This window comes from Paenibacillus sp. ClWae2A, assembly GCF_032452295.1.
Lineage (GTDB): Bacteria > Bacillota > Bacilli > Paenibacillales > Paenibacillaceae > Paenibacillus.
Genome location: NZ_JAULSQ010000014.1, coordinates 14,935 through 35,228 on the forward strand (window position 1 = coordinate 14,935; position 20,294 = coordinate 35,228).

At 48.1% G+C, this 20,294-nt stretch carries 24 protein-coding genes and 1 riboswitch; of the genes, 9 read left to right on the forward strand and 15 right to left on the reverse strand.

Going from position 1 to position 20,294, the window contains the following annotated elements; genetic code table 11:
• Positions 1-326: 326 nt before the first annotated feature.
• From QVE09_RS26745 to QVE09_RS26795, 11 genes are all read right to left on the reverse strand, one after another.
• Positions 327-785 carry an NUDIX domain-containing protein gene (locus QVE09_RS26745; RefSeq protein WP_315939269.1) on the reverse strand — a complete coding sequence of 153 codons (459 nt, stop codon included), beginning with the start codon at positions 783-785 and terminating at the stop codon, positions 327-329.
• Between the two features lie 86 nt (positions 786-871).
• Positions 872-1,645 carry a LamB/YcsF family protein gene (locus QVE09_RS26750; RefSeq protein ID WP_315939270.1) on the reverse strand — a complete coding sequence of 258 codons (774 nt, stop codon included), beginning with the start codon at positions 1,643-1,645 and terminating at the stop codon, positions 872-874.
• Complete coding sequence (locus QVE09_RS26755; RefSeq protein ID WP_315939271.1) at positions 1,645-2,676, reverse strand: 5-oxoprolinase subunit C family protein; 1,032 nt, start codon at positions 2,674-2,676, stop codon at positions 1,645-1,647. The genes QVE09_RS26750 and QVE09_RS26755 overlap by 1 nt, the downstream gene beginning before the upstream one ends.
• The gene (gene pxpB, locus QVE09_RS26760; protein ID WP_315939272.1) at positions 2,673-3,389 is read right to left on the reverse strand and encodes a 5-oxoprolinase subunit PxpB; all 717 of its coding nucleotides are present in this window, start codon (positions 3,387-3,389) and stop codon (positions 2,673-2,675) included. The genes QVE09_RS26755 and pxpB overlap by 4 nt, the downstream gene beginning before the upstream one ends.
• 58 nt (positions 3,390-3,447) lie before the next feature.
• Positions 3,448-4,041 (reverse strand): histidine phosphatase family protein, encoded by a 594-nt coding sequence (locus QVE09_RS26765; RefSeq protein ID WP_315939273.1) that lies wholly within the window; start codon positions 4,039-4,041, stop codon positions 3,448-3,450.
• Entirely contained in the window at positions 4,038-4,628 is a 591-nt protein-coding gene (locus tag QVE09_RS26770) for a DUF1572 family protein (protein ID WP_315939274.1), read from the reverse strand. The genes QVE09_RS26765 and QVE09_RS26770 overlap by 4 nt, the downstream gene beginning before the upstream one ends.
• 68 nt (positions 4,629-4,696) lie before the next feature.
• Positions 4,697-5,026, reverse strand: coding sequence for a DUF952 domain-containing protein (locus QVE09_RS26775; RefSeq protein WP_036673184.1), 330 nt, complete (start codon positions 5,024-5,026; stop codon positions 4,697-4,699).
• Between the two features lie 51 nt (positions 5,027-5,077).
• Positions 5,078-5,635, reverse strand: a complete 558-nt coding sequence (locus QVE09_RS26780) for a GNAT family N-acetyltransferase (RefSeq protein ID WP_315939275.1) — start codon at positions 5,633-5,635, stop codon at positions 5,078-5,080.
• 28 nt (positions 5,636-5,663) lie between these two features.
• Positions 5,664-6,071 carry a ribosomal maturation YjgA family protein gene (locus tag QVE09_RS26785; RefSeq protein ID WP_315939276.1) on the reverse strand — a complete coding sequence of 136 codons (408 nt, stop codon included), beginning with the start codon at positions 6,069-6,071 and terminating at the stop codon, positions 5,664-5,666.
• Between the two features lie 4 nt (positions 6,072-6,075).
• Positions 6,076-6,627, reverse strand: coding sequence for a GrpB family protein (locus QVE09_RS26790; RefSeq protein WP_315939277.1), 552 nt, complete (start codon positions 6,625-6,627; stop codon positions 6,076-6,078).
• A 376-nt stretch (positions 6,628-7,003) separates the two neighbouring features.
• Positions 7,004-8,110, reverse strand: coding sequence for an Ig-like domain-containing protein (locus QVE09_RS26795; protein WP_315939278.1), 1,107 nt, complete (start codon positions 8,108-8,110; stop codon positions 7,004-7,006).
• A gap of 180 nt (positions 8,111-8,290) precedes the next feature.
• Between QVE09_RS26795 and QVE09_RS26800 the strand changes: the two genes are divergently transcribed.
• Positions 8,291-8,494 carry a hypothetical protein gene (locus QVE09_RS26800; RefSeq protein WP_076253873.1) on the forward strand — a complete coding sequence of 68 codons (204 nt, stop codon included), beginning with the start codon at positions 8,291-8,293 and terminating at the stop codon, positions 8,492-8,494.
• Positions 8,495-8,727: 233 nt separating this feature from the next.
• Here the strand turns inward: QVE09_RS26800 and serS are convergent, their stop codons facing one another.
• Positions 8,728-10,014, reverse strand: coding sequence for a serine--tRNA ligase (gene serS / locus QVE09_RS26805; protein ID WP_315939279.1), 1,287 nt, complete (start codon positions 10,012-10,014; stop codon positions 8,728-8,730).
• Between the two features lie 388 nt (positions 10,015-10,402).
• Here serS and QVE09_RS26810 point away from each other — a divergent pair, with 388 nt between their 5' ends.
• Positions 10,403-11,638, forward strand: a complete 1,236-nt coding sequence (locus QVE09_RS26810; protein ID WP_315939280.1) for an MFS transporter — start codon at positions 10,403-10,405, stop codon at positions 11,636-11,638.
• Positions 11,639-12,061: 423 nt separating this feature from the next.
• Here QVE09_RS26810 and QVE09_RS26815 read toward each other — a convergent pair whose 3' ends face one another.
• Positions 12,062-12,571, reverse strand: a complete 510-nt coding sequence (locus QVE09_RS26815; protein ID WP_315939281.1) for a DUF2798 domain-containing protein — start codon at positions 12,569-12,571, stop codon at positions 12,062-12,064.
• Positions 12,572-12,707: 136 nt separating this feature from the next.
• Here QVE09_RS26815 and QVE09_RS26820 point away from each other — a divergent pair, with 136 nt between their 5' ends.
• The 7 genes from QVE09_RS26820 (at position 12,708) to QVE09_RS26850 (ending at position 18,626) form a co-directional block, all read left to right on the forward strand.
• Positions 12,708-13,127, forward strand: coding sequence for a VOC family protein (locus tag QVE09_RS26820; RefSeq protein WP_315939282.1), 420 nt, complete (start codon positions 12,708-12,710; stop codon positions 13,125-13,127).
• Positions 13,128-13,144: 17 nt separating this feature from the next.
• On the forward strand, positions 13,145-13,900 hold the full coding sequence (locus QVE09_RS26825; RefSeq protein ID WP_315939283.1) for an NAD-dependent epimerase/dehydratase family protein: 756 nt from the start codon (positions 13,145-13,147) through the stop codon (positions 13,898-13,900).
• A gap of 145 nt (positions 13,901-14,045) precedes the next feature.
• Positions 14,046-14,158: riboswitch (TPP riboswitch) on the forward strand.
• 306 nt (positions 14,159-14,464) lie between these two features.
• A complete protein-coding gene (locus QVE09_RS26830) occupies positions 14,465-15,505 on the forward strand; it encodes an ABC transporter substrate-binding protein (protein WP_315939284.1) in 1,041 nt (346 codons plus the stop codon).
• 214 nt (positions 15,506-15,719) lie between these two features.
• Positions 15,720-16,010, forward strand: a complete 291-nt coding sequence (locus QVE09_RS26835; protein WP_017690996.1) for a thiamine-binding protein — start codon at positions 15,720-15,722, stop codon at positions 16,008-16,010.
• A complete protein-coding gene (locus tag QVE09_RS26840) occupies positions 16,010-16,768 on the forward strand; it encodes an ABC transporter permease (RefSeq protein ID WP_315939285.1) in 759 nt (252 codons plus the stop codon). The genes QVE09_RS26835 and QVE09_RS26840 overlap by 1 nt, the downstream gene beginning before the upstream one ends.
• A 37-nt stretch (positions 16,769-16,805) precedes the next feature.
• Entirely contained in the window at positions 16,806-17,714 is a 909-nt protein-coding gene (locus tag QVE09_RS26845; RefSeq protein WP_315939286.1) for an ABC transporter ATP-binding protein, read from the forward strand.
• A gap of 81 nt (positions 17,715-17,795) precedes the next feature.
• Positions 17,796-18,626, forward strand: a complete 831-nt coding sequence (locus QVE09_RS26850; RefSeq protein ID WP_315939287.1) for a TatD family hydrolase — start codon at positions 17,796-17,798, stop codon at positions 18,624-18,626.
• Between the two features lie 321 nt (positions 18,627-18,947).
• Here QVE09_RS26850 and nfsA read toward each other — a convergent pair whose 3' ends face one another.
• Complete coding sequence (gene nfsA / locus QVE09_RS26855) at positions 18,948-19,691, reverse strand: oxygen-insensitive NADPH nitroreductase (RefSeq protein WP_315939288.1); 744 nt, start codon at positions 19,689-19,691, stop codon at positions 18,948-18,950.
• Positions 19,684-20,283 (reverse strand): TetR family transcriptional regulator, encoded by a 600-nt coding sequence (locus QVE09_RS26860; RefSeq protein ID WP_315939289.1) that lies wholly within the window; start codon positions 20,281-20,283, stop codon positions 19,684-19,686. The genes nfsA and QVE09_RS26860 overlap by 8 nt, the downstream gene beginning before the upstream one ends.
• Positions 20,284-20,294: the final 11 nt, after the last annotated feature.

Below are 20,294 nucleotides of genomic sequence, written 5' to 3' on the forward strand. Positions count from 1 at the left end.
TACCAGCAGACACTCCGCTTCCTCGGAATCGATTCCGTCCCCTCCACTACGTCTACCGTTCTCCCAATTTGAGGAGTGGGTAAGCTAAAGTTCAAACAGAAACCTGAACTTAACTTCGCAGGTTTCGCTACTTTAGATTTTATCCGCTCCGTTACTGTGTATAAGTACAGTCAACTTACGTTAGGTGTAATAAGCCTGTACTTATAGTGTACCCACCTCACCTATGGTGAATCCATGAACCGATACGCAAACGTGACAAAATTGGAAAAGCTGATTATAAAAATGTTTACATAAAGGGGTTATCCCGTATTGTTCCTAGGATCATTTTAATTCAAATCTCCAAGATAGATTGAGGAAGAATCCGATTTAAGCAGCAACTCACCAATGGTTTTTGGATATAAACGAATCTGGGACAGCTCTTCAAGTGCAATCCATTCCACGGCAACTTGGTGATCGTCTGGATTGGAGCCTTCAAAAATAGTTGCCTCCGGATCGATCAGGCTGCACGCAAAATAGAACTCAACCTGGTGGATATCTGCATCCCACTCGGCGAATTCATGATTTTTTCCGATATACTCCCGGATATGTAACAGCTCTCCCACATTCACGGCCTGACCAATCTCCTCCAGACATTCGCGTGCGACCGCATCCTTGAGTTCTTCACCTTTCTCCTGTCCTCCACCCGGGAACACATAAGCGGTACCATATTGGTCTTCCAGCCGGATGACCAGCAATCGTCCATCCTGCACAATGACAGCTTTCGCCGAGTTGCGTATGGGTTTCATTCTGTTCATTCACTCCTTGTCATTCCAAAATTTCAAAGTTCAATCCGAACAACCTGATAACACTGTTGTTCTACTGAACAGGCGTATCATCCAGCTGTATGCGCGGATAACTTAATGCCTTCCGATTCCAGCACACGACGAATCTCTTGAGCAAATGCGAGAGCGTATGCTCCGTCACCGTGGATACAGACCGTCTCTGCCTTAATGGGAACCAACGTACCATCCGTGGATACAACCACGCGGTCTTTCACCATCCGAAGCACTTGAGCAATCGCTTGTCCCGACTCTTCAATGAGGGCTCCAGCTTGGCTACGAGGGATTAGTTTACCATCCGCTCCATAGGTTCGATCCGCAAACACTTCGCTCACACTACGCAGACCGATGCGATCCGCGGCGTGAATCAGCTCACTGCCCGCCAGACCATACAAATACAGATCAGGCTGTACTTGATAGATCGCCTCCACGATAGCTTCAGCAAGCCTCGCATCTTCTGCGGCCATATTGTATAAGGCTCCATGCGGTTTCACGTGATGCATTCGCCCTCTGCTTGCCCGGACAAAGGCATCCAGCGCACCAATCTGATACACCACCATGTCATATGCTTCCCGTGGCGTAATGTCCATACGTCTTCTGCCAAACCCTTGCAAATCCTGCAACCCGGGGTGAGCTCCAATCGCCACCTGATGCTCCAATGCCCTCTCCACCGTTATCCGCATCGTAGCCGGGTCCCCTGCATGAAACCCGCAGGCAATATTGGCTGACGTTATCAAGGGTAGAATGGCTTCGTCAGATAACGTGCGATATATACCATAACTTTCGCCCAGATCACAATTGATATCCAAGGTTTTCGAGGTATTCATTAAGCGCCCTCCATTCCTGCCATTCTTCTGCGTATCAGTTTACCCATGAGCTGCATATTGATTTCCTGTTCCATATACAACTGTCCGGCTTGATCATGCGTAATCTGTTCAAAAGAAATTTGAGTTCCTGGCCTAGCCTGAGCCAGGATTGGCATATCCACCTGAGCTACCTGTGCAATGACAGGATAACCTCCAATCGTCTGATGGTCCGCCATCAAGATGATGGGTTGACCATCAGGTGGCACCTGCACCGTGCCATAGGTAACGGCTTCAGACAGCCGATCCAGCGGCTGATCCAGCTCCAGTCTGGAGCCCTGTAAGCGATAGCCCATCCGATCGGATTGCGAAGAGATCACGTATTTTTCGGCATAGAATTGTCCAAGACTTGCCTCGCTGAACAGCGAACTATCCTTGCTCTCCATCACACGAATAACAGATTTCTCATAATAGTCAGGTCTCTCACGTTCAGATAAAAACCACGCAGGCGCCAATATTCGGTGGTCCCGCTCACTCTTCTCTATCTGCTGCTCCATACGATGCATCCAACCTTGCGCTTCACCAGAAGGCTTACCTGTAGATAACAGATCTGCCACACGCAGGGCTCTTCCTTCCAAACCGCCAAGACCTGTCTTGAGATCTGTACTTCGACTACCCATCACTTCAGGCACAGCTATTCCACCCGCAAACGCCAGATATCCACGCAAGCCATGACGACATGGGTCAAATTTCAGTACACTTCCAGCCCGCACCAGCACAGGACGCCACAAAGGTACAGGCAGATGATCCACCGTTGCCGTCAGATCGGCCCCACATAATGAGATAAGCTGGCTCTCCTGAAATCGAAGCTCCGGCCCCGTCATCGTCATCTCCAGCACTGCCGCATGTCGGGAGTTGCCCACAAGCATATTGGCTGCTCTGGCTGCAAAGGTGTCCATGACCCCGCCAGGATGAATACCATATCGACGATAGCCGGTTCTGCCTTCATCCTGAACGGTAGATAACAGACCAGGGCGAATCACTTCAATACTCATTGTTCGCCCTCCTTCCGCTTCAACGCCAGATAGTCCTGCATCGTAATCTGTTCAAATCGAACCCGATCCCCTGCTGCCAGCAAACTCGGCATGTTCTCACCCGGCCGAAACAACCGGAGTGGCGTTCGTCCAATACATTGCCATCCCCCGGGTGTGTCCACTGGATAGATTCCTGTCTGTTTGCCACCAATACCTACTGTGCCAGCCTCAACCCGAAGCCTTGGCGTTGCACGTCTGGGCGTAGCAATCTGTTCAGACAACCCGCCGAGATACGGAAAACCCGGTGCGAATCCTATCATATGTACGAGATAATCCCCGGATGTATGAATCGCAATAACGTCTTCTGGGGTCAGTCCATGTTCACTGGCAACGTAGTCCAGATCAGGCCCCCACTCGCCACCATAACATACGGGAATCGTGACCGTTCTGGGTTTGTCTTGGACGGATACCTTCATTTGATTCAACTGTTGAAGCAGGATTCGGCATAACTCGGGGTACGGGGAGATGAACGGATCATAAAATACTGTAACGGACGTATATGAAGGCACCCATTCGATCATGGCTGGCAAAGTGCTTTTTTCCAGCAAAGCACAGACAGACATCACTCTGCGCTGCACAGCGTCAGACAATTGATCTCCAAACTGGATGATAACCGCTGTCTCACCCAGCGGAGATAGGATCTCCTCCGTCCATGCATACGTCAATTCGGTCATGCGTCATCTCCCCCTTTGTCCACAAAGTTTGCTAGCGTTTTAACGTCAGAGCATCCATCTATTGTGAATCCCTGGACGAATCCAAATGCGCGCTGCAATTGTACAGTTCGCATTGCCACGTATCATCTTTCTTGGCGATCCGAGTAATGGATGTGTTGGACAGCTTTACGCTAATATCCAGTTCAGGCACCAGACCTCGAAGTGTGTTCCGCAGAACGGCTCCGTGACTGACAACAATCACTCTTCCATCGGGGTGCTGCTGTACAATATCCTCAAGCACCGCACTACCTCGAACAGTCCCTGCATCTGCAAGCTCCCGTCCAAGATCCAGAGTACCCCAGTCCGCTCCCCACTTGGCTATACGTTCCTCCTCCGTCGTTCCTTCGACCTGTCCTCCGCCCATCTCGCGAAGTCTAGGGTCCAGATGAATCTCCTGAATGCCCAAGCGATCACCGATGATGCGAGCCGTCTCACTTGCACGCTCCAAGTCACTTGCATAGATGGCATCCCAGGATTCCTCGGCCAATCTCGCAGCAAGTAATACCGCCTGATCCCTGCCATCCTGATCCAGCGGATTATCCGTCTGTCCCTGCGAACGTTTTTCCTTATTCCACGCTGTGCTTCCATGGCGAATCAATGCAATTTGAGTCATTGTTGTTCCTCACCTTTTTCTATATGAAGTTCATCTTCTGTAAAATGTTTGCGTGCCTTCGGCTTGGCAAATTTGCCGCCATTATATTGAGCAGACCCGTTTCTCGGAATGGAGAGACTGTCCCAAGCTGTTTCTTTTAGCATTTTCGCGGCAAATACAATCTGCCCGACATGATACGGATAATGCGCCAATTGCCGAATAATAGCCTCCATGACGGTGTGTCCTTCATTGCGAATGTATATGATATGAGACAATTGTTCCGGGGTAAACGAACGAATGGCTTCGAGTAGGCATGTCCAGCCTTCTTCCCATTTAGCGAGCAACTCTTCCCGGGATGTAAGATCATTCACGAATTCGGCATCTCGTTCACGCCAAGGTTTCTCACCATCTGTTGTCAGTACATCGGTCCAACGGGACAGCATATTGCCCCATAAATGTTTTACGATAACCGCAATGCTGTTCGCGTCTTCATTCCAGGATTGAAACAATTGCGCGGACTCCAGTTGTGCCATAGCTTTTTCCCCGAGCTGCTTGTAATACAAGAATTGCTTTTCGGCTGTCTCCAGAAAAACCTGATTCGTATCCATCCGTTAACCACCCTTCGGAAAAGTATGTTGTCCCCTGATCACGTCCAAACAGAAGCGTCACATGTTATTTATTCAGGAAATGAGAATGTGCCGTCTGCATTCGGTTCAAATGGAATGACTTTGCGCACAGCATCCAGATTGAGTTCTCCATAGATATGTGGATATAGTTCATTCAATTCGTAGAGATCCTCATACACCAACTCTGGCTTTAACGCCTTCTCATCAATACTGAGCAATAACAGATCCGTACGGCCTGCATAATATTGCCCGGCTACCCATGGAATCTGTTCCTTGGTGGAACAATGAATGAATCCGTCCGTCTCCAGGCTATCTGGTGCATACTCAGTCCCCTTTGACACTTGCTCCCACAACGAACGGGAAATAATACTATAGATCATGGTTCCGCCTCCTTCAATTTCTGCGATGTACCCTATGCGTCATTGGAAGTATTATAGATCATCCCGGATACGGGAGTACAATTTTTGATCCGTAAATACACCTTTGATCTTCAACTGTTTGCGTAGCAAACCTTCGTACGACATGCCCAACTTCTCCATTACGCGTGCAGAGCCTATGTTGCCTGCATTACATTTCCCCTCCAACCGATTGCAGTCCAGTTCCCGAAAGCAATAATCCACGATGGGCTGCATCGCCTCTGCTGCGAGGCCCTTACCCCATTGACTGGTGGCTATCGCGTACCCTAGTTCAGCACTCTGCATGGGTTCGTTGAGATCAAAAATGCCACCCCTCCCGATCAAGGTCCCTGTTTCCTTTAAAACAAAAGCCCAGATATGTACCGTTTTCCGTTCATAATTATCCAGTACCCGCTGAATATATTGAATTGAATCCTCCACCGTCTCATGGCAGTTCCACAAGCTTTGCTGACTCACTCGCGGATCAGAGGCAAACGCATAATATTCATCAAGATCATCCATCGTAAGCCGCCTCAGTTTTAACCGCTGTGTTTCGAATTCGGGTAATTCGGCAAAAAGTTTTTCTACATTCATTCAGCACACCTCCATGATTCACTTGATTTCATGATCCAGCCATCTTATTTCTCAGGAAATAACGATCTATCATCACCATGCATAGAATTCCGACCGTATATCGAATCAGATCAATCACCAGAAACCCATGTCCCAGAACAAGAGCACCCCATACGGTTGAGCGTATCTCAATCAGCCAAGGCGTCTGAATCAACTGTGAAAACTCAATCATCCAGCTGAATACACAGCTCAAACTCATCGCCCATACCAAGCTGTGACGAGGCCACACCATGCGCACTCCGAAATAAATCATGCCCGCCCATAATGCATCTCCGGAATGTTCATACACCCAATCCGGCAATCGATCACCAAAGTGTCTGGATGCGAGTCCTGCCGCCATGGTCATCATGACTGCGAGGAAATAGATCAGCCTTTCTCTGATATGTACGCTTTTCAATTGATCACAAGCCTTCATCAAGCACTTGTAAAATAAATTGCGTTTTGGCAGCGGTATACGATTCCCTGTCTTCCTTATTCTCATCAGCAAGCTTCGTCTTTAGGACGGCGTAAGCTTCCACCAGATCTGGGCGTTTTCTCAGCACATCCCGAAACCGAATTTGACGATCCCAACGGTCCTCTCCCGGGCGCATCAGATGCAGGTGTACAGCTCTCTTGCCATCCTTAACCCTGACCCAGAATCGTCTGTACTCCCGTCCATCCAGTTCAGGCGGAACGTAGTTCCAGCCCAACGGATTCAGCTGATTCGCAATCAGATCCATGTCGTCCCATGACTGTACCTCTGCCATCAGATCAATAATGGGCTTGGCGGGTAACCCGGGAATGGACGTGCTTCCGATATGTTCGAATTGATGGATATTAAACTGCTGTAGAAGACGTTTGAGTTGCCGGATTTCTTCCTGAGCCCGTGCGTCCCAGTTGGGGTTGGTAGGAGCAATCTCTACTGACTCTGTGGCCCAGGCAGGCCAGTTTTCCGGTTGCATTGGATCTTTCATTCAGGTATCTCCTCTTCACCATGACATTTTAAATGATAACCTTCTCTGTATTTTTCATAGGTGCGTTGCTTCATGCGCTTAATCGTAGTACTCCGTTGAAATGTAAGTGTGGAACTTGGGGATAAAAGAAGATATTTCAGGTAAGCCAGATCACTAGAGTTAGAGTCTGAGCTTATAATCGAAGCTTTCATATTCATCCCATCCAATCCCGTTATATTGTTGTTCTAGCAGAGGGCATCCCAGATACATATTTCTATATATCCAAAAAAGGAGCGTATGTCTACGCCCCTGGTTGTCTGTTACATTGATGATTTTAACGATGTCATGTACTGAAACTAATTTTTGATTCATGCAAGATGTTTCATTATATGAAGATTTATTTTACCGTAACAGGGATCGTCACTTTTTTGTTGCCCCACTTGGCCGTGATGGACGTTTTTCCTTTGCCTACAGCCACGATCTTGCCATTTGTCACTGTCGCTACGCCCGGCTTTGTGCTGCTCCACACCGCAATGTTGGTCACAACAGTGGTTTTGCCCGTATCATACTGGGCCATCACACTCAGTGTTGTACTTCCCTGCGGAGACAAGACCAGTTTTTTCTGGCCTGTAATCAGCTTTTTGAGCAAAGGTACAACGGTAACCTCTGCCTTTATTGTCTGATTTTGATAAGTTCCTGTCAAGGTGGCTTGTCCTTCTGTCAGCGTCTTGACTGCTCCATTTTTCACGATAGCTACATTTGTGTTGGAAGAGGTCCATACCATTTGTTTTGAAAGGTTAATGGTTTTGCCGTTTGCGTAGGTGCCGATAACCTTCAACGCTTTGGACTTCTTGATATTCAACTGCATTGAGGCAGGTGTGACCTCGACTTTGGTAATCTCGTCCGTCACAGCAACAGGGACTTTAACAATCGTTGTTCCATATTTGCCTTGCAGCAATACTCTGCCGGGTGTAACCCCTTTAATTTTACCGTTTTCCAGCACAGCCGAAGAAGTGGATACGGACCACACAATCTCAGACGTCACATCCTCTTCCTTACCATTCGCACGGGTAATGCTTACTTTGGGAAGTGTACTTTCACTACCTTTAACAAAATTGTAGGAATTCGGTGAAGCTTTGATGCTTTTAATCTTCTCCTGCACTTGGACAACCAACTGGGCTTTTGCCCCATCTACCTCTGCAAAAATCGTTGCTTCGCCCGCGGCCACAGCCTTGACTTTGCCTTTCACCATCGTCGCAACTGCTGCATTACTGGTGGACCATGTCACGCCTTCGGTAACATCCTGCTTGTTATCAAAACCTTCTACCGTTGCCATCACCTGAAGCGCAGCTGTTTCGGATACACTCATCTTCTGCGGGCTGCTATTGGTTATTTCAATCGATGTCACGTCACCGGTAGCCGCCAAGGCCAACGAAGGGACCAGTATTGTTAATGCCATAATTAGAGCAAGTGTGCCTCGAAGCGCCAGTTTGATTCTATTCATTTTTAATTCCCAACTCCCATAATCCAATATTTTACTTCTATTATATTATATCGGATACGAATTGCATAAAGTTGAATAACATAAGTGGGAGTCTTGGAACAATTCATGATTTTCATTGTATAATATGGGAAGGTCGCGTAATACTGTTTTAATAAACCTAAAAAATGGGGTGGGATATGTATGATCGAAAAGAATTTGCTTGATATGGTTTCACCTAAAAATAACCGTAAACGTATGAAAGCTATCGTCACTTCGACATCCACCAAGATTCGTCCTGAAGACGAAATGGTTCTATTGATGAAAACAGCCCGCAATCGTTTCAAAAAAGCCCTTGAATCTGGACAAATTGAAATTATTAACGAGCGTGAATGGAAGCTGCGTTGACATCTAAGAAATAATTTTATTTACTTACATATACGAAGAAATTTTAATCAAAGAAGTAGGCTATATCTTAGGTCCAAGCACTTACCGGATCAGTTCAGCACAACATAGTAGGAAATTGGTTCGTTAAATAGTGTTACCATTGAAAATGGGATGTCCATCGTCACATGCAACATGACGTTTGGAACATCCCCTTTTTGAATTACTAGACCGTTACCTAACCTCTTTACTTCACTTCATCGCTCTGGCAAAATCAAGTTCTCGGCCCCGCCCATATAGGGCCGCAGGGCTGCCGGAATGCGAATGCTTCCATCCTCCTGCTGATGATTCTCAAGCAACGGAATCAGGATACGCGGCGATGCCACCGCCGTATTATTCAGTGTGTGACAATACGCCAACTTGCCTTCGGCATCCAGGCAACGAATATTCGAACGGCGGGCCTGAAAATCATGCAGATTCGACGACGAATGCGTTTCTCCATATGCACCGCGGCTCGGCATCCAGGTCTCGATGTCATACTGTTTGTACGTTTTCTGCGACATATCTCCGGTACATACAGCGACAACACGATACGGCAGTTCAAGTAATTGCAGCAATTCTTCGGCGTGTCCCGTAATCTCTTGCAACATGCGCTCCGATTCTTCTGCATCAGGGGCACAGAGAATGACTTGCTCAACTTTGGCAAATTGGTGCACACGGTATAATCCGCGTACATCCCGTCCGCCGGAGCCAACCTCACTGCGGAAACACGTCGATACCGCGGCCAGCTTCACAGGCTCTTGAACATCAACAATCTCATCGGCATAATACGAGACCAGCGGCACTTCAGAAGTTCCCACCAGCCACTTGTTCTCCCCTTCGAGCTCATAGACCTGATCTCGACCAGTTGGGAAGAATCCGGTGTTCACCAGCGCATCCTCCCTGACCATCAGCGGAACCTCCATTGGTGTAAATCCGTGCTTCAGCAGCAGATCAAGCGCAAGTTGCTGTACTGCCCGATGTAATAACAGGCCAGCGCCTTTTAATACATAACTTCGCGTACCGCCAATCTTAACTCCACGGGGAATATCGATGAGATCATGCAACTCCCCAAGTTCCACGTGATCTTTGGTATTATACTCAAACGTTGGCACCTCTCCCACACGTCGCAGCTCTACATTGTCTGCGTCCGACGAGCCATTGGGGGTATCCGGGGATACAATATTGGGCACCAGCCATTGCAGCTTGGTTACTTCCTCCTGCACAGGGGCCAGCCTCGCTTCCACCTGTTCCAACTGTTCATTGATCTGTTTCACCTGAGCCCGCAAACCCTCGGCCTGTTCCCGATTCCCGGCTTGCATGAGTCTGCCAATGTCAGCAGATAACGTATTGCGCAATCTGCGTCCTTCTTCCGATTCCTGCAAAAGTGCTCTGCGTTCCTCATCCCGCTCTAACAATGTGCGAATGTTGATCTTGATTTTTTTCCCGTCTGCTGCGGCCTGAACCTCTTCTTCATGTGCCCGAATCCACTTCATTTCCAACATGGTCACCGTCTCCTTTGGCTATAAAAATACAAAGAGCGCCCTCATCCCTTGGGACGAGGAGCGCTCTGCTCGCGGTGCCACCCAACTTGCTGAATCAGGATATCCTGCTTCCAGCCTCTTGGTCCGCGATAACGGGCGGTTCCGGTTAACTTGGGGAAATATCGCTCCCCTGGCGAAAACGCCTCCGAGTTGGATGCTCTTCAACGGCATGGTCCGATCTGTAATTGTTGTGTCTCAGTATATACGAACGTTGGACCAAATTGCAACCTTCTGTATCGATCAGGAATTCATGGCACAACTTAACATGTCCTGTTATGATAGACTTTGTCTTCAAGATTGCGCTTTATTGTGATCCTCAATTTATGTATATAAGTAGAAGGAGTTCTTTATGAAAAAATTACTTTGGATCGGATGTCTATCCTATTTCCTGATTGGACTTGCCCACGTTGTGCTCGGTTCCATTCTACCGGTTGCACTTGAACATTACGGCAAAGATTATAGCCACGGCGGAACGCTGATCTTTGCTCAATTTGCCGGATTCCTCGGTGGTGTATTGTTATCTCCATGGCTGAACAGACGCTTTGGTAAACGGGGAGGCCTGTTAATCGCCACTGCGTTGCTCTGCATTGCAGAATTATCCTATATGCTGCTGCCACCATGGGGCTGGATGTTCGTCATTGCACCCGCTGCCGGCTTTGGATTCGGAATGGTTGAAGCTGTTATTGGCACCATTATCATCGCTGCAATCAAAGACAATACAGCCGTTGCCATGAGTCGACTGGAAGTGTTATTCGGGATCGGGGCGATGGTCATGCCGCTCATTGCCAGCGGTCTGATTGCTGCCGGATACTGGCGTCTCTCCTTTCTCGTTGTTGCGATCTGCGCAGCGCTGACCTTTGTGTTCTGGGCAAAAGGATCATTTGGAGAGCTCGATAAGTTTCTGGAGCGACGGGGTTCAAATCATGCTTCCGTAAATACGCACTCAGCTGGGACATCGGGTGAGATGCATCCCACATCTGCAAGTACACCCAGTCCAACCTATCGTGGCCGTAACAGGACTCTTCTGGTATTATTCGTCCTGTTCTTCTTCCTCTATGTTGGAACAGAGATGAGTCTTGCGAATTTCATGCCAGCGATTCTAATTGAGAAAATGAACATGAAGGAAGCCGGAGCAGCGCTTAGTGTCACCTGTTTCTGGATTGCCATGTCTGTGGGACGACTCTTCGCCGGATATATCGCAGAGAAATTCGAATACCGCGTCTATGTCCTGTACAGTTGTCTCGCATCTGTTCTCTTGTTAATGGTATTTCCATTTACAAACCAAATCTGGTCTGCATTTCTCATCATCTTGCTGCTTGGACTTGCGATGTCAGGCATTTTCTCCATTGCCCTTGTCTTCGCCAGTAAACTGCTGCCCGGAACAGAAGAATCCACACCCAGCATTTTGATTGCCTCAGGTGGGGTTGGCGGTGCCATTCTGCCTTTGACTACAGGATGGAGTCTTGATCATCTGGCGGTTAATCAATCTGCATGGATGCTTGCGATCTTTGCAGTTGGCCTGCTTGTCATTAGCGTGATCACGTATCAATGGCAGAACAAACATGTGGTCGATCCAGCGACTTAACAGTTATGTGTCGATGCAGTCCTGAGAAATAGAATTACCTATTAAAGAAACCGAGATGTCTACTGTCATGACCTGACGGTGGACATCTTTTTTGTGACGTTACTCTGTTCTAACAAACCTAGCATACGCTATTCCTATCCATTTCCGTATGTTTGAAATCTAACGAATCCTAGAGACGTTATTATAGGTAATTATCTAAAATTCAAGGTCTCGTTGCAGTTTTTCTGCATAATAACGCCGCTGAGATTCGTTAGATTTTTTATTCCCTAAAAACTAGCCTAATAAGATGTTCTCGATTCGTTAGCGCTGTAATATGGTGGCAAGTGCCCTATCTTTGCCTCTCTGATCACCTTAAATCAAGGGAAAGAATACGATCTATTCATTTGCACAAGATTGCCCAGGAAATACTTAGGGCGCGCCGAATCACACACTTTTGTTAACGACAGGCATTACGGGCCCGTCGTCCTTGATGAATTTACCGAATACATATCGGACGAGTGGTCCCAGAATGATTAACTGATACGGAAGCGCCAGACTGAAGTTACGAGCAATTGTATGAAGGTACGTACGGAGTACGGATGACCCACTTAATTGATCCGCAAGATATGCCGAGATCATTCCATACATGGACATGATCAGAACCATGCCAATCACCATAAAAAATGACATGGCGAGCACACCCAGAATCTTGTTGGACTTGTCAAAGGGCAAGGAGAATGCAATCTTTCTCGCTACAGGTCCAACAAGGAATGACTCCACCAGAAATGCGATGACAAAACATAGTATGAATTGAAGCAGTATCTTAAGCGGGGACATCTTGCCGAGTAACCCACTGTGCCAGAGATTGAAGAACATCATGACCACGACCATTCCTGTACACATCATTAATCCGAAAATAATTTGTTCCTTCTTGCTTGTTGGCAATTCTCTCATCCTCTCTGTTTACCTTCGTAATTATAGAGATGAGGAAACCCTCCACATAAGTGAACATTTTGTGAACAATTATGATTTTTCCAAATTAAAATCGAATTTGACAACCATGTAGTACAGCCCTATGATATCCCTTAAAATGGTAGAAAATTTCACTAGGAGGTTTTTGATTGTGAGTTTTCAAAAGCGCATTGACCACGTCGGCATTGCTGTTCGTGATCTGGAGACCACACTGCGTTTCTATACGGAGGTTGTTGGATTGGAGCTTAAAGACCGGGTGACCCATACCAACGGCGTCATTCAGCTTGCCTTTCTCGGCTTCAATGGAAGTAACGAGACTGAGGTTGAGTTAATTCAAGGGTACAGCGACAAGCTGCCTGCCGAAGGTACGGTGCACCATTTTGCCATCCACGTGCATGATCTTGATTCTGAGTACAAACGCATCCAATCCACCGAAGCCGAATTTATCGATGGAGAGATCATTACACTGCCTAACGGTTACCGCTATTTCTTCATCTATGGACCTGAAAAGGAATGGATTGAGTTCTTCCAGCGCTAAGAATTGGAGCTGATTTCATGAACATTTTAATTACCGGCGCAGCCGGAAAAATTGGACGTGACTTGTCCCAACACTTGTCAGAAGCATTTCACCTGCGACTAACAGATTTGAATATTGACAGACTGCATACGTATCAAGAGACCAGCCATGAGATCATGACACTGGATGTGACAGATCCCGAAGCCTGTCAGCACGCTTGCGAAGGCATGGATGTGGTTGTACATCTGGCGGGAGATCCTTCCCCGCATGCCGGATTCTATGAATCGTTGTTGGACATCAATATCAAAGGTACATTTAATGTATTCCGTGCAGCCAAGGACCAAGGTGTACGAAGAGTCATTCTGGCAAGCAGTGCACAGACGATCGAGGGGTATCCCATTGATGCTCAAGTCTATCCGGACATGCCAACACGCCCACGGAATTTGTACGGGGTTAGCAAATGTTTTGGAGAATCGCTTGCTTCTTATTTTGCGTATACCGAAGGTTTACAAAGTGTGGCGGTACGTATAGGTGCATATGATGATTTTCAACCAGACGGACCAGCGCTGGAGGCAAGGGATATGAGCGCGTATATTAGTCCGGCTGACATGTGTGATTTGATGTTCAAAGCAATTACAGCTACCAATCTGGAGCCCTTCACCATACTGCATGGGATCTCGAATAATCGGTTTAAACGATTGAATCTGGAAAGCACTCAGAAACAGGTAGGTTATGATCCAAAATCCGATGCTTTCGCACTCAGCCAGATTTCCTTATATGATTCGCCACGATAATTATTGAAAATAACACATCTAAACAGGCTGTTATACATATGTATAACGGCCTGTTTGATAAGTTCATACGTGTCCCCATCCAGTTCCTGACTAGACACGTTCCACCTCCTGGCCTATAATTACACCTAGTAATGCCCGTAACTTCATAGTTTCCCAGGGGAGTCGGAATTGGCCGGCTGAGAGTGTATCCCACCAAGATACTAACCCTTAGACCTGATCTGGATCATGCCAGCGTAGGAATCGGAGTATATCGAAATGGCACAGCCCTATGGCTGAACGCCACCTCTCTAACGCCTGCACGCGTCCCGGATTACGGGGCGCTTTTTTTGTTACTATCAGAAAGTATACGCTTTGAGCATCCCCTTCCTGATATTGCAAGAAAACTTCCGCTAAACGCGGTCTGGCTTCTTCGAATGACATCGATAGACGTTTTCTTATGTTATAAAATAACGTCATCCAGATCTCAACTGGTATAAATCTGTCGATTTATGCAAGATGATTGGATATGAAGCCAAGGAGTACCCCGTGCCAATCGGCCGGACATACCGAAGGAGAGAATTACAGATGAAATGGCGTAAAACGATGGGATTGTTGCTCTTATGCGTGCTTATGGTGACTGTAGCCGCATGTGGCGGCAAAGAAGCTGCCCCAGCTGGGCAGAACGGCAACACAAATACGGAAAGCAGCAACGAAGGTGACACTGCCGCCCTGAAAGATATTAAAGTGGTGCTCGACTGGACACCGAATACGAATCACACAGGCCTGTATGCGGCTGTAGATCAAGGTTTTTACAAGGCCGAAGGCTTGAACGTGGAGATTGTACAACCAGGTGCCGGTGGCGCAGATACGATGGTTGCATCGAATGAAGTGCCTTTTGGCGTAAGTTATCAGGAGAGTGTAACTCAAGCCCGCACACAGGGTGTTCCACTCGTCTCCATTGCAGCAGTTATTCAGCATAATACATCCGGGTTCGCTGCTCCGGCGGATCGGAATATTAAATCACCGAAAGATTTTGAAGGTAAAACCTATGGCGGTTGGGGCTCCCCTGTTGAAGAAGCCGTGATGCAATCCATTATGGAAGGCGAAGGCGCCGATGTATCCAAAGTGAAAAACATTAACATGGGTGATGCTGACTTTTTCACCGCAGTGAAACGGGACATTGATTTCGCGTGGATTTTCTACGCTTGGACGGGTATTGAAGCCGAACTGCGCGGGGAACCGATCGACATGTTATATGTGAAGGATTATTCAGAAGCATTGGATTACTACACACCTGTCCTTGTAACAAACGAGCAGACGATCCAAAACGACCCTGAGTTGGTGAAAGCATTCCTGAAAGCCACTTCCGCGGGGTATCAATATGCGATTGATCATCCCGAAGACGCAGCCAACATTCTGATCAAGGCCGTACCGGATCTGGACAAGGAATTGGTGCTGGCAAGCCAGAAATGGCTTAGTCCAAAGTACACGGATGACGCCCCGCGCTGGGGAGAACAAAAACAGGAAGTGTGGCAGAACTACACCGACTGGATGTTTAGCAAAAAACTGCTGGATGAACAAATCGATGTGAGCAAGGCATATACGAACGCGTTTTTACCCCAATAAAAATTGCTTAAGTTTAACTTTTTTACACAAGAACGAAGAGTGCAGAACCCATCTGAAGAAGCGAAGCGCTCACCTTTATCCCCGGATTTCCTCCATTAGAATTCATTAAAGAAATCCGGGGATAACAGTGATCGGAAGAGGGTACTGCAATCGGAGTGAAGTGTAAACCTGGTTCAATTCATGCAATTTATCACGAAAGGAGCCGTGATCTCTCATGGCAAGCACACTACTTAGCATTCAGGTTATTCCCAAAACGCCAAATGGCGAGAACTCTTATCCTTATGTAGATCGCGCCATTGAGGTTATTCAGCAATCTGGCCTGAAGTATCAGGTGAACGCGCTCGACACCACGATGGAGGGGGAACTGGAGGAACTGCTGGAGGTTGTCCGCAAGATGCACGAGGTACTTGTGGAGGCTGGCAGCCCAAGCATCATCTCCCAGATCAAAATCGCCCATAGCCCTACCGGCTTCAGCATGGACACCCTGACGGAGAAGTATCGCTAATGCATGCCTATTTCAAAAGTGTATGGCCGCCCTTAGTGGCGGTTATTCTCTTTATAGCGATATGGCAGGGAGCCGTCTCACTGTTCCATATTGAGAAATGGATGCTGCCTGCACCGTCCGACATCGCCCGCGAAGCGGCAACCCAGGCCGAGCGACTTGGAATGCACGCTTCCGCAACCATTCAGTTAACGCTGATCGGATTCGCGGCTGGCACCGCGGTTGGATTATTAATTGCGATGGTGCTGCATTTGGTCCCTTTTCTCAAGTCAGCCCTGTATCCTTTACTTATTCTTAGTCAAAATATCCCGACCATCGCGCTCGCGCCGCTCCTGTTAATCTGGTTCGGATTCGGGCTACTGCCCAAGCTGATTACGATCATTCTGGTCTGCTTCTTCCCCGTTGCAGTGGCGGCCATGGACGGCTTGACCCGTACTGACGCGGCGATGATGAACTATATGCGCATGGCTGGTGCGAAACGTCATCAGATCTTCTGGAAGCTGGAGCTTCCCCATGCGCTGCCATCCGTGTTCTCCGGTGTCAAAATCGCCGCTACCTATAGCGTGATGGGTGCCATCATCGCCGAATGGATTGGTGCAGACAAGGGTATTGGTTATTATATGATGCTGCAAAAGTCGGCTTATCGCACCGATCGCCTATTCGTGGCGATCATGATTATTGTCGCGCTCAGCTTGCTGCTCTTCCTGCTCATTGCCCTGCTGGAGAAGCTGCTCGTACGCTGGCGGCCACAGAAGCGATAGTAAAGAAGTAAACTGTATATTAGGAAGTGATGAGCATATGAATCAGCAACAGGGCGAACAAGTCCGGCCTGAACGGGGAGCACTCGCATTGGAACCAAAGCACGGTGAAAAACTCCACCCAAGTACGTCTGATCGACCTGCCAACACGACTCCTGCTCCGGTTCCACCTGCACTGGACGTTGTTACTGTTCATGCATCATTCCGTGAACGGCGGAGCAGGTTACCGGTTCTGAACGGCCTGTCCCTGACTGTGGAGCAAGGCGAGTTTGTTGCTATCGTTGGACCTTCTGGCTGTGGCAAAAGCACCCTGTTCCATATCATCGGCGGTCTGCTGAAGCCACAGGAAGGGCAAGTACTCATGAACGGTCATGATGTGACGGGCCAACGTGGCAAGATCAGTTATATGCCCCAACAGCCTGCTCTTTTCCCGTGGCGCACCATTGAAGACAATGTACTGCTTGCTGGTGAAGTAGCCTCAAGCGCTCCCCCTCGGGCCGAAGCACTTGCAGAAGCTCGTAAGTGGTTAAGCAGCGTGGGTCTTGCCGGATTCGAGCAAGCCTATCCTCATATGCTGTCGGGCGGAATGCAGCAGCGTGCTGCATTTCTGCGCGCCCTGCTCAGTCCGCAGGAACTCATGCTGCTGGACGAACCTTTCAGCGCGCTGGATGCACTGACACGTAGCGACATGCAGCGCTGGCTGCTCGATATCTGGGAACAGAACCGCCGCTCGGTGCTGTTCATCACCCACAATATCGAAGAAGCACTGCTGCTTGCGGATCGGGTCTATGTATTATCCAACCGACCTGCAACGGTGTTGCACGAGGTACATGTTCCTTTTGATCGCCCAAGACGAGAAGAAATTACGGATGAATTCGCTTTTCTGGAGCGTAAACGGCAGATTGCACAGTGGATGAGAGAAGAACAGCAGAAAGCCCGCCTATCATAATAGCGCGGGTTTTTGAGTTATTATTTTCCTTTAATGGGTGATCCAGCATAAGGAATTCTGCGTAACATAGTTAGAATATAAATGAACACAAGGAGGAATTCCCTCGTGCATTCTCAAGCTTTTGCACCATTAATTGATGCTCATATTCACTTCGATCAGTACACCTCTGAAGAACAACGCGAGATGCTGCTATCTTTCCCGTCTCAGCAGGTCGAAGCAGTCATTGCCGTGTCCATGAATCTCACTTCTGCCCAGGCCAACCTGGAGCTTGCAAAGCAACATCCACGCAATATCTATCCGGCCTTCGGTTTCCATCCGGAACAGGAATTGCCTTCCGCTGCAGAAATGGATCTGTTCTTCCAATGGATCGAGAAGCATATGGGACAAGCCACAGCCATAGGAGAGGTTGGTCTGCCCTATTACAACCGTCTGGAAGTGGAGCAGGCAGGGCAGCACTTCGATCAGAGCGGGTATATCGAACTGCTTGAACGTTTCATCCAGCTCGCCAAAAAACACAACAAACCGCTTGTCCTTCATGCGGTATACGATGATGCCGATATCGTCTGTGATCTGCTCGAGCAATATCAGTTCCGACGTGCTCATTTCCACTGGTTCAAAGGATCACGCGAAACCGTAAGGCGCATGGCGGACAACGGTTATTTCATCTCTTTCACGCCGGATATTCGGTATGAAGAAGAGATTCGTGAACTCGCCCGGCAATATCCATCCGAACAAGTGATGGCCGAGACCGACGGACCTTGGCCCTTCGAAGGGCCATTTCAGGGACGAATGACACACCCGGCCATGACCAGACAGGTCATTCAGGCATGGAGTGAGATCACCGGCATGGGAACCGAACGGGCCGCCCGTCTCTTTTATCAGAATACAAAGCGTTTCTACGGCTTAACTTGAGTACAATCTGCCAGCAGCAAGCACTCTCGCTTGCCCTACTAACACAGCACAAAGAAGCCAGTCGGTTTCGCTCCGACTGACTTCTAATTTACTATATATATATCAGTTGAACTAAATTTTTCACAGGAACGTAGAGGACAGAAATAACCTGAGGAAGCAGAGCGGTCGCCTAAAAGCTTTCTGAAGGAAAGCTACTTCGAAAGCATACGCTATCACCAGATTTTCACCTTCACAAAAATGGGATCAAAAAATCTGGGGATAACAGCGATCGGAAGGTTGTTCTGTCATCGGAGTGGCAAGTGTAACTACCTTCAGTTCAACTTAACGCTTCAAGAATCCTTTGCTTTCCAGGAACGGTCTCACCTGTAACCTTGTCGGCTCAGTCAGGCGCTTCGCCATCAGTTCGGACCATGGGGTCGTGCGCTCACCATTGGTCCGTTCTTTCATGTACGCTGTCGTTGTCTCATCATACTGCTCAACACCTTTGATGCTCTGATCGGCATTATAACGATTATGATGCAGGACTGCATCCAGCGGCAGGCGTGGCCGAATTCCCGTTTCCTGATCTGCAACGCCAATACACATGCCATACACCGGATATACCCCTTCCGGCAATCCCAATAACTCGGCTACTTCCTCAATCCGGGTACGAAGCCCGCCGATATATACAATTCCGAAACCAAGCGACTCAGCTGCAAGAGCGGCATTCTGGGAAGCCAGTGCAGCATCAATTGTGGCTACCATGAAATTCTCTGTTGAATCGGCGTACGATTCCTTCTCAGGAAGATGACGTTTCGCAGCATCACTCAGTCGATACAGATCAGCACACCATACGAGAAATACCGGACATTCATTGACATAGGCCTGATTGCCTGCCAATTCAGCCAGCTTGGCTTTTTGCTCTAAGTCAGTCACAGCAATTACGGTATATGCTTGCACACTACTTGAAGAGGAAGCCATCTGTCCAGCCGCTACGATGGCTTCAAGCTGCTCTTCACTTACCGGGTCTGGCTTGAATTTGCGTACAGAGCGGTGTTTCATCATCAACTCAATGGTTTCATTCATGGTGGTTCACTCCCAATCCTCGAAGTACGAACTCAATTGTCTGCTCAGCGAGCTCGTCTGTATTCATATCCTGATAATCAAAGCCAAATCGTGAATTCTTGGCCCGTTTGTGCGCCAAAGCCACACCCATAACCTGAAGCATCGCATAAGATACGGACTCGACCCGGAACAACCCCTGGTCTTTTCCTTCTTGCAGAAGTTCCCTCACTCGGGTCCATACAGGGTCCAGAAAACGAAATACGGTAGCTGTACGATGTGTACGCAGTGTAATTTCAAGCTGCACAATATCGCTCATCTCCCGATCCGTCATCGTGAACTTCACAACTTCACCAATAATTCGGCGGATACCTTCCACAGGCGAGGACACGGACTCTTCAGCCAGCGCGTTCATCATATGCCCAGGGAAAAAATGCTCAAATAACGCTTCGAACACCTTTTCTTTGCCGCCAAAATGATAAGACACCAGCGACACATTGGCACCTGCCTCATCACATATTTGACGAACACTCGTCCCGTCATACCCCTGCTGTGCAAAAAGCTTCTTGGCTGCAAGCAATATCCTCGTTTTGATATCCAACTCCGGTTCCGTCATTCCGTCCCGCT

Bases quoted from the DNA above. Each gene is read 5' to 3' on its own strand.
- QVE09_RS26745 (WP_315939269.1), bottom strand. From the start codon at position 785: ATGAAACCCATACGCAACTCGGCGAAAGCTGTCATTGTGCAGGATGGA.
- QVE09_RS26750 (WP_315939270.1), bottom strand. From the start codon at position 1,645: ATGAATACCTCGAAAACCTTGGATATCAATTGTGATCTGGGCGAAAGT.
- QVE09_RS26755 (WP_315939271.1), bottom strand. From the start codon at position 2,676: ATGAGTATTGAAGTGATTCGCCCTGGTCTGTTATCTACCGTTCAGGAT.
- pxpB (WP_315939272.1), bottom strand. From the start codon at position 3,389: ATGACCGAATTGACGTATGCATGGACGGAGGAGATCCTATCTCCGCTG.
- QVE09_RS26765 (WP_315939273.1), bottom strand. From the start codon at position 4,041: ATGACTCAAATTGCATTGATTCGCCATGGAAGCACAGCGTGGAATAAG.
- QVE09_RS26770 (WP_315939274.1), bottom strand. From the start codon at position 4,628: ATGGATACGAATCAGGTTTTTCTGGAGACAGCCGAAAAGCAATTCTTG.
- QVE09_RS26775 (WP_036673184.1), bottom strand. From the start codon at position 5,026: ATGATCTATAGTATTATTTCCCGTTCGTTGTGGGAGCAAGTGTCAAAG.
- QVE09_RS26780 (WP_315939275.1), bottom strand. From the start codon at position 5,635: ATGAATGTAGAAAAACTTTTTGCCGAATTACCCGAATTCGAAACACAG.
- QVE09_RS26790 (WP_315939277.1), bottom strand. From the start codon at position 6,627: ATGAAAGATCCAATGCAACCGGAAAACTGGCCTGCCTGGGCCACAGAG.
- QVE09_RS26795 (WP_315939278.1), bottom strand. From the start codon at position 8,110: ATGAATAGAATCAAACTGGCGCTTCGAGGCACACTTGCTCTAATTATG.
- QVE09_RS26800 (WP_076253873.1), top strand. From the start codon at position 8,291: ATGATCGAAAAGAATTTGCTTGATATGGTTTCACCTAAAAATAACCGT.
- serS (WP_315939279.1), bottom strand. From the start codon at position 10,014: ATGTTGGAAATGAAGTGGATTCGGGCACATGAAGAAGAGGTTCAGGCC.
- QVE09_RS26810 (WP_315939280.1), top strand. From the start codon at position 10,403: ATGAAAAAATTACTTTGGATCGGATGTCTATCCTATTTCCTGATTGGA.
- QVE09_RS26815 (WP_315939281.1), bottom strand. From the start codon at position 12,571: ATGAGAGAATTGCCAACAAGCAAGAAGGAACAAATTATTTTCGGATTA.
- QVE09_RS26820 (WP_315939282.1), top strand. From the start codon at position 12,708: ATGGTAGAAAATTTCACTAGGAGGTTTTTGATTGTGAGTTTTCAAAAG.
- QVE09_RS26825 (WP_315939283.1), top strand. From the start codon at position 13,145: ATGAACATTTTAATTACCGGCGCAGCCGGAAAAATTGGACGTGACTTG.
- QVE09_RS26830 (WP_315939284.1), top strand. From the start codon at position 14,465: ATGAAATGGCGTAAAACGATGGGATTGTTGCTCTTATGCGTGCTTATG.
- QVE09_RS26835 (WP_017690996.1), top strand. From the start codon at position 15,720: ATGGCAAGCACACTACTTAGCATTCAGGTTATTCCCAAAACGCCAAAT.
- QVE09_RS26840 (WP_315939285.1), top strand. From the start codon at position 16,010: ATGCATGCCTATTTCAAAAGTGTATGGCCGCCCTTAGTGGCGGTTATT.
- QVE09_RS26845 (WP_315939286.1), top strand. From the start codon at position 16,806: ATGAATCAGCAACAGGGCGAACAAGTCCGGCCTGAACGGGGAGCACTC.
- QVE09_RS26850 (WP_315939287.1), top strand. From the start codon at position 17,796: ATGAACACAAGGAGGAATTCCCTCGTGCATTCTCAAGCTTTTGCACCA.
- nfsA (WP_315939288.1), bottom strand. From the start codon at position 19,691: ATGAATGAAACCATTGAGTTGATGATGAAACACCGCTCTGTACGCAAA.
- QVE09_RS26860 (WP_315939289.1), bottom strand. From the start codon at position 20,283: ATGACGGAACCGGAGTTGGATATCAAAACGAGGATATTGCTTGCAGCC.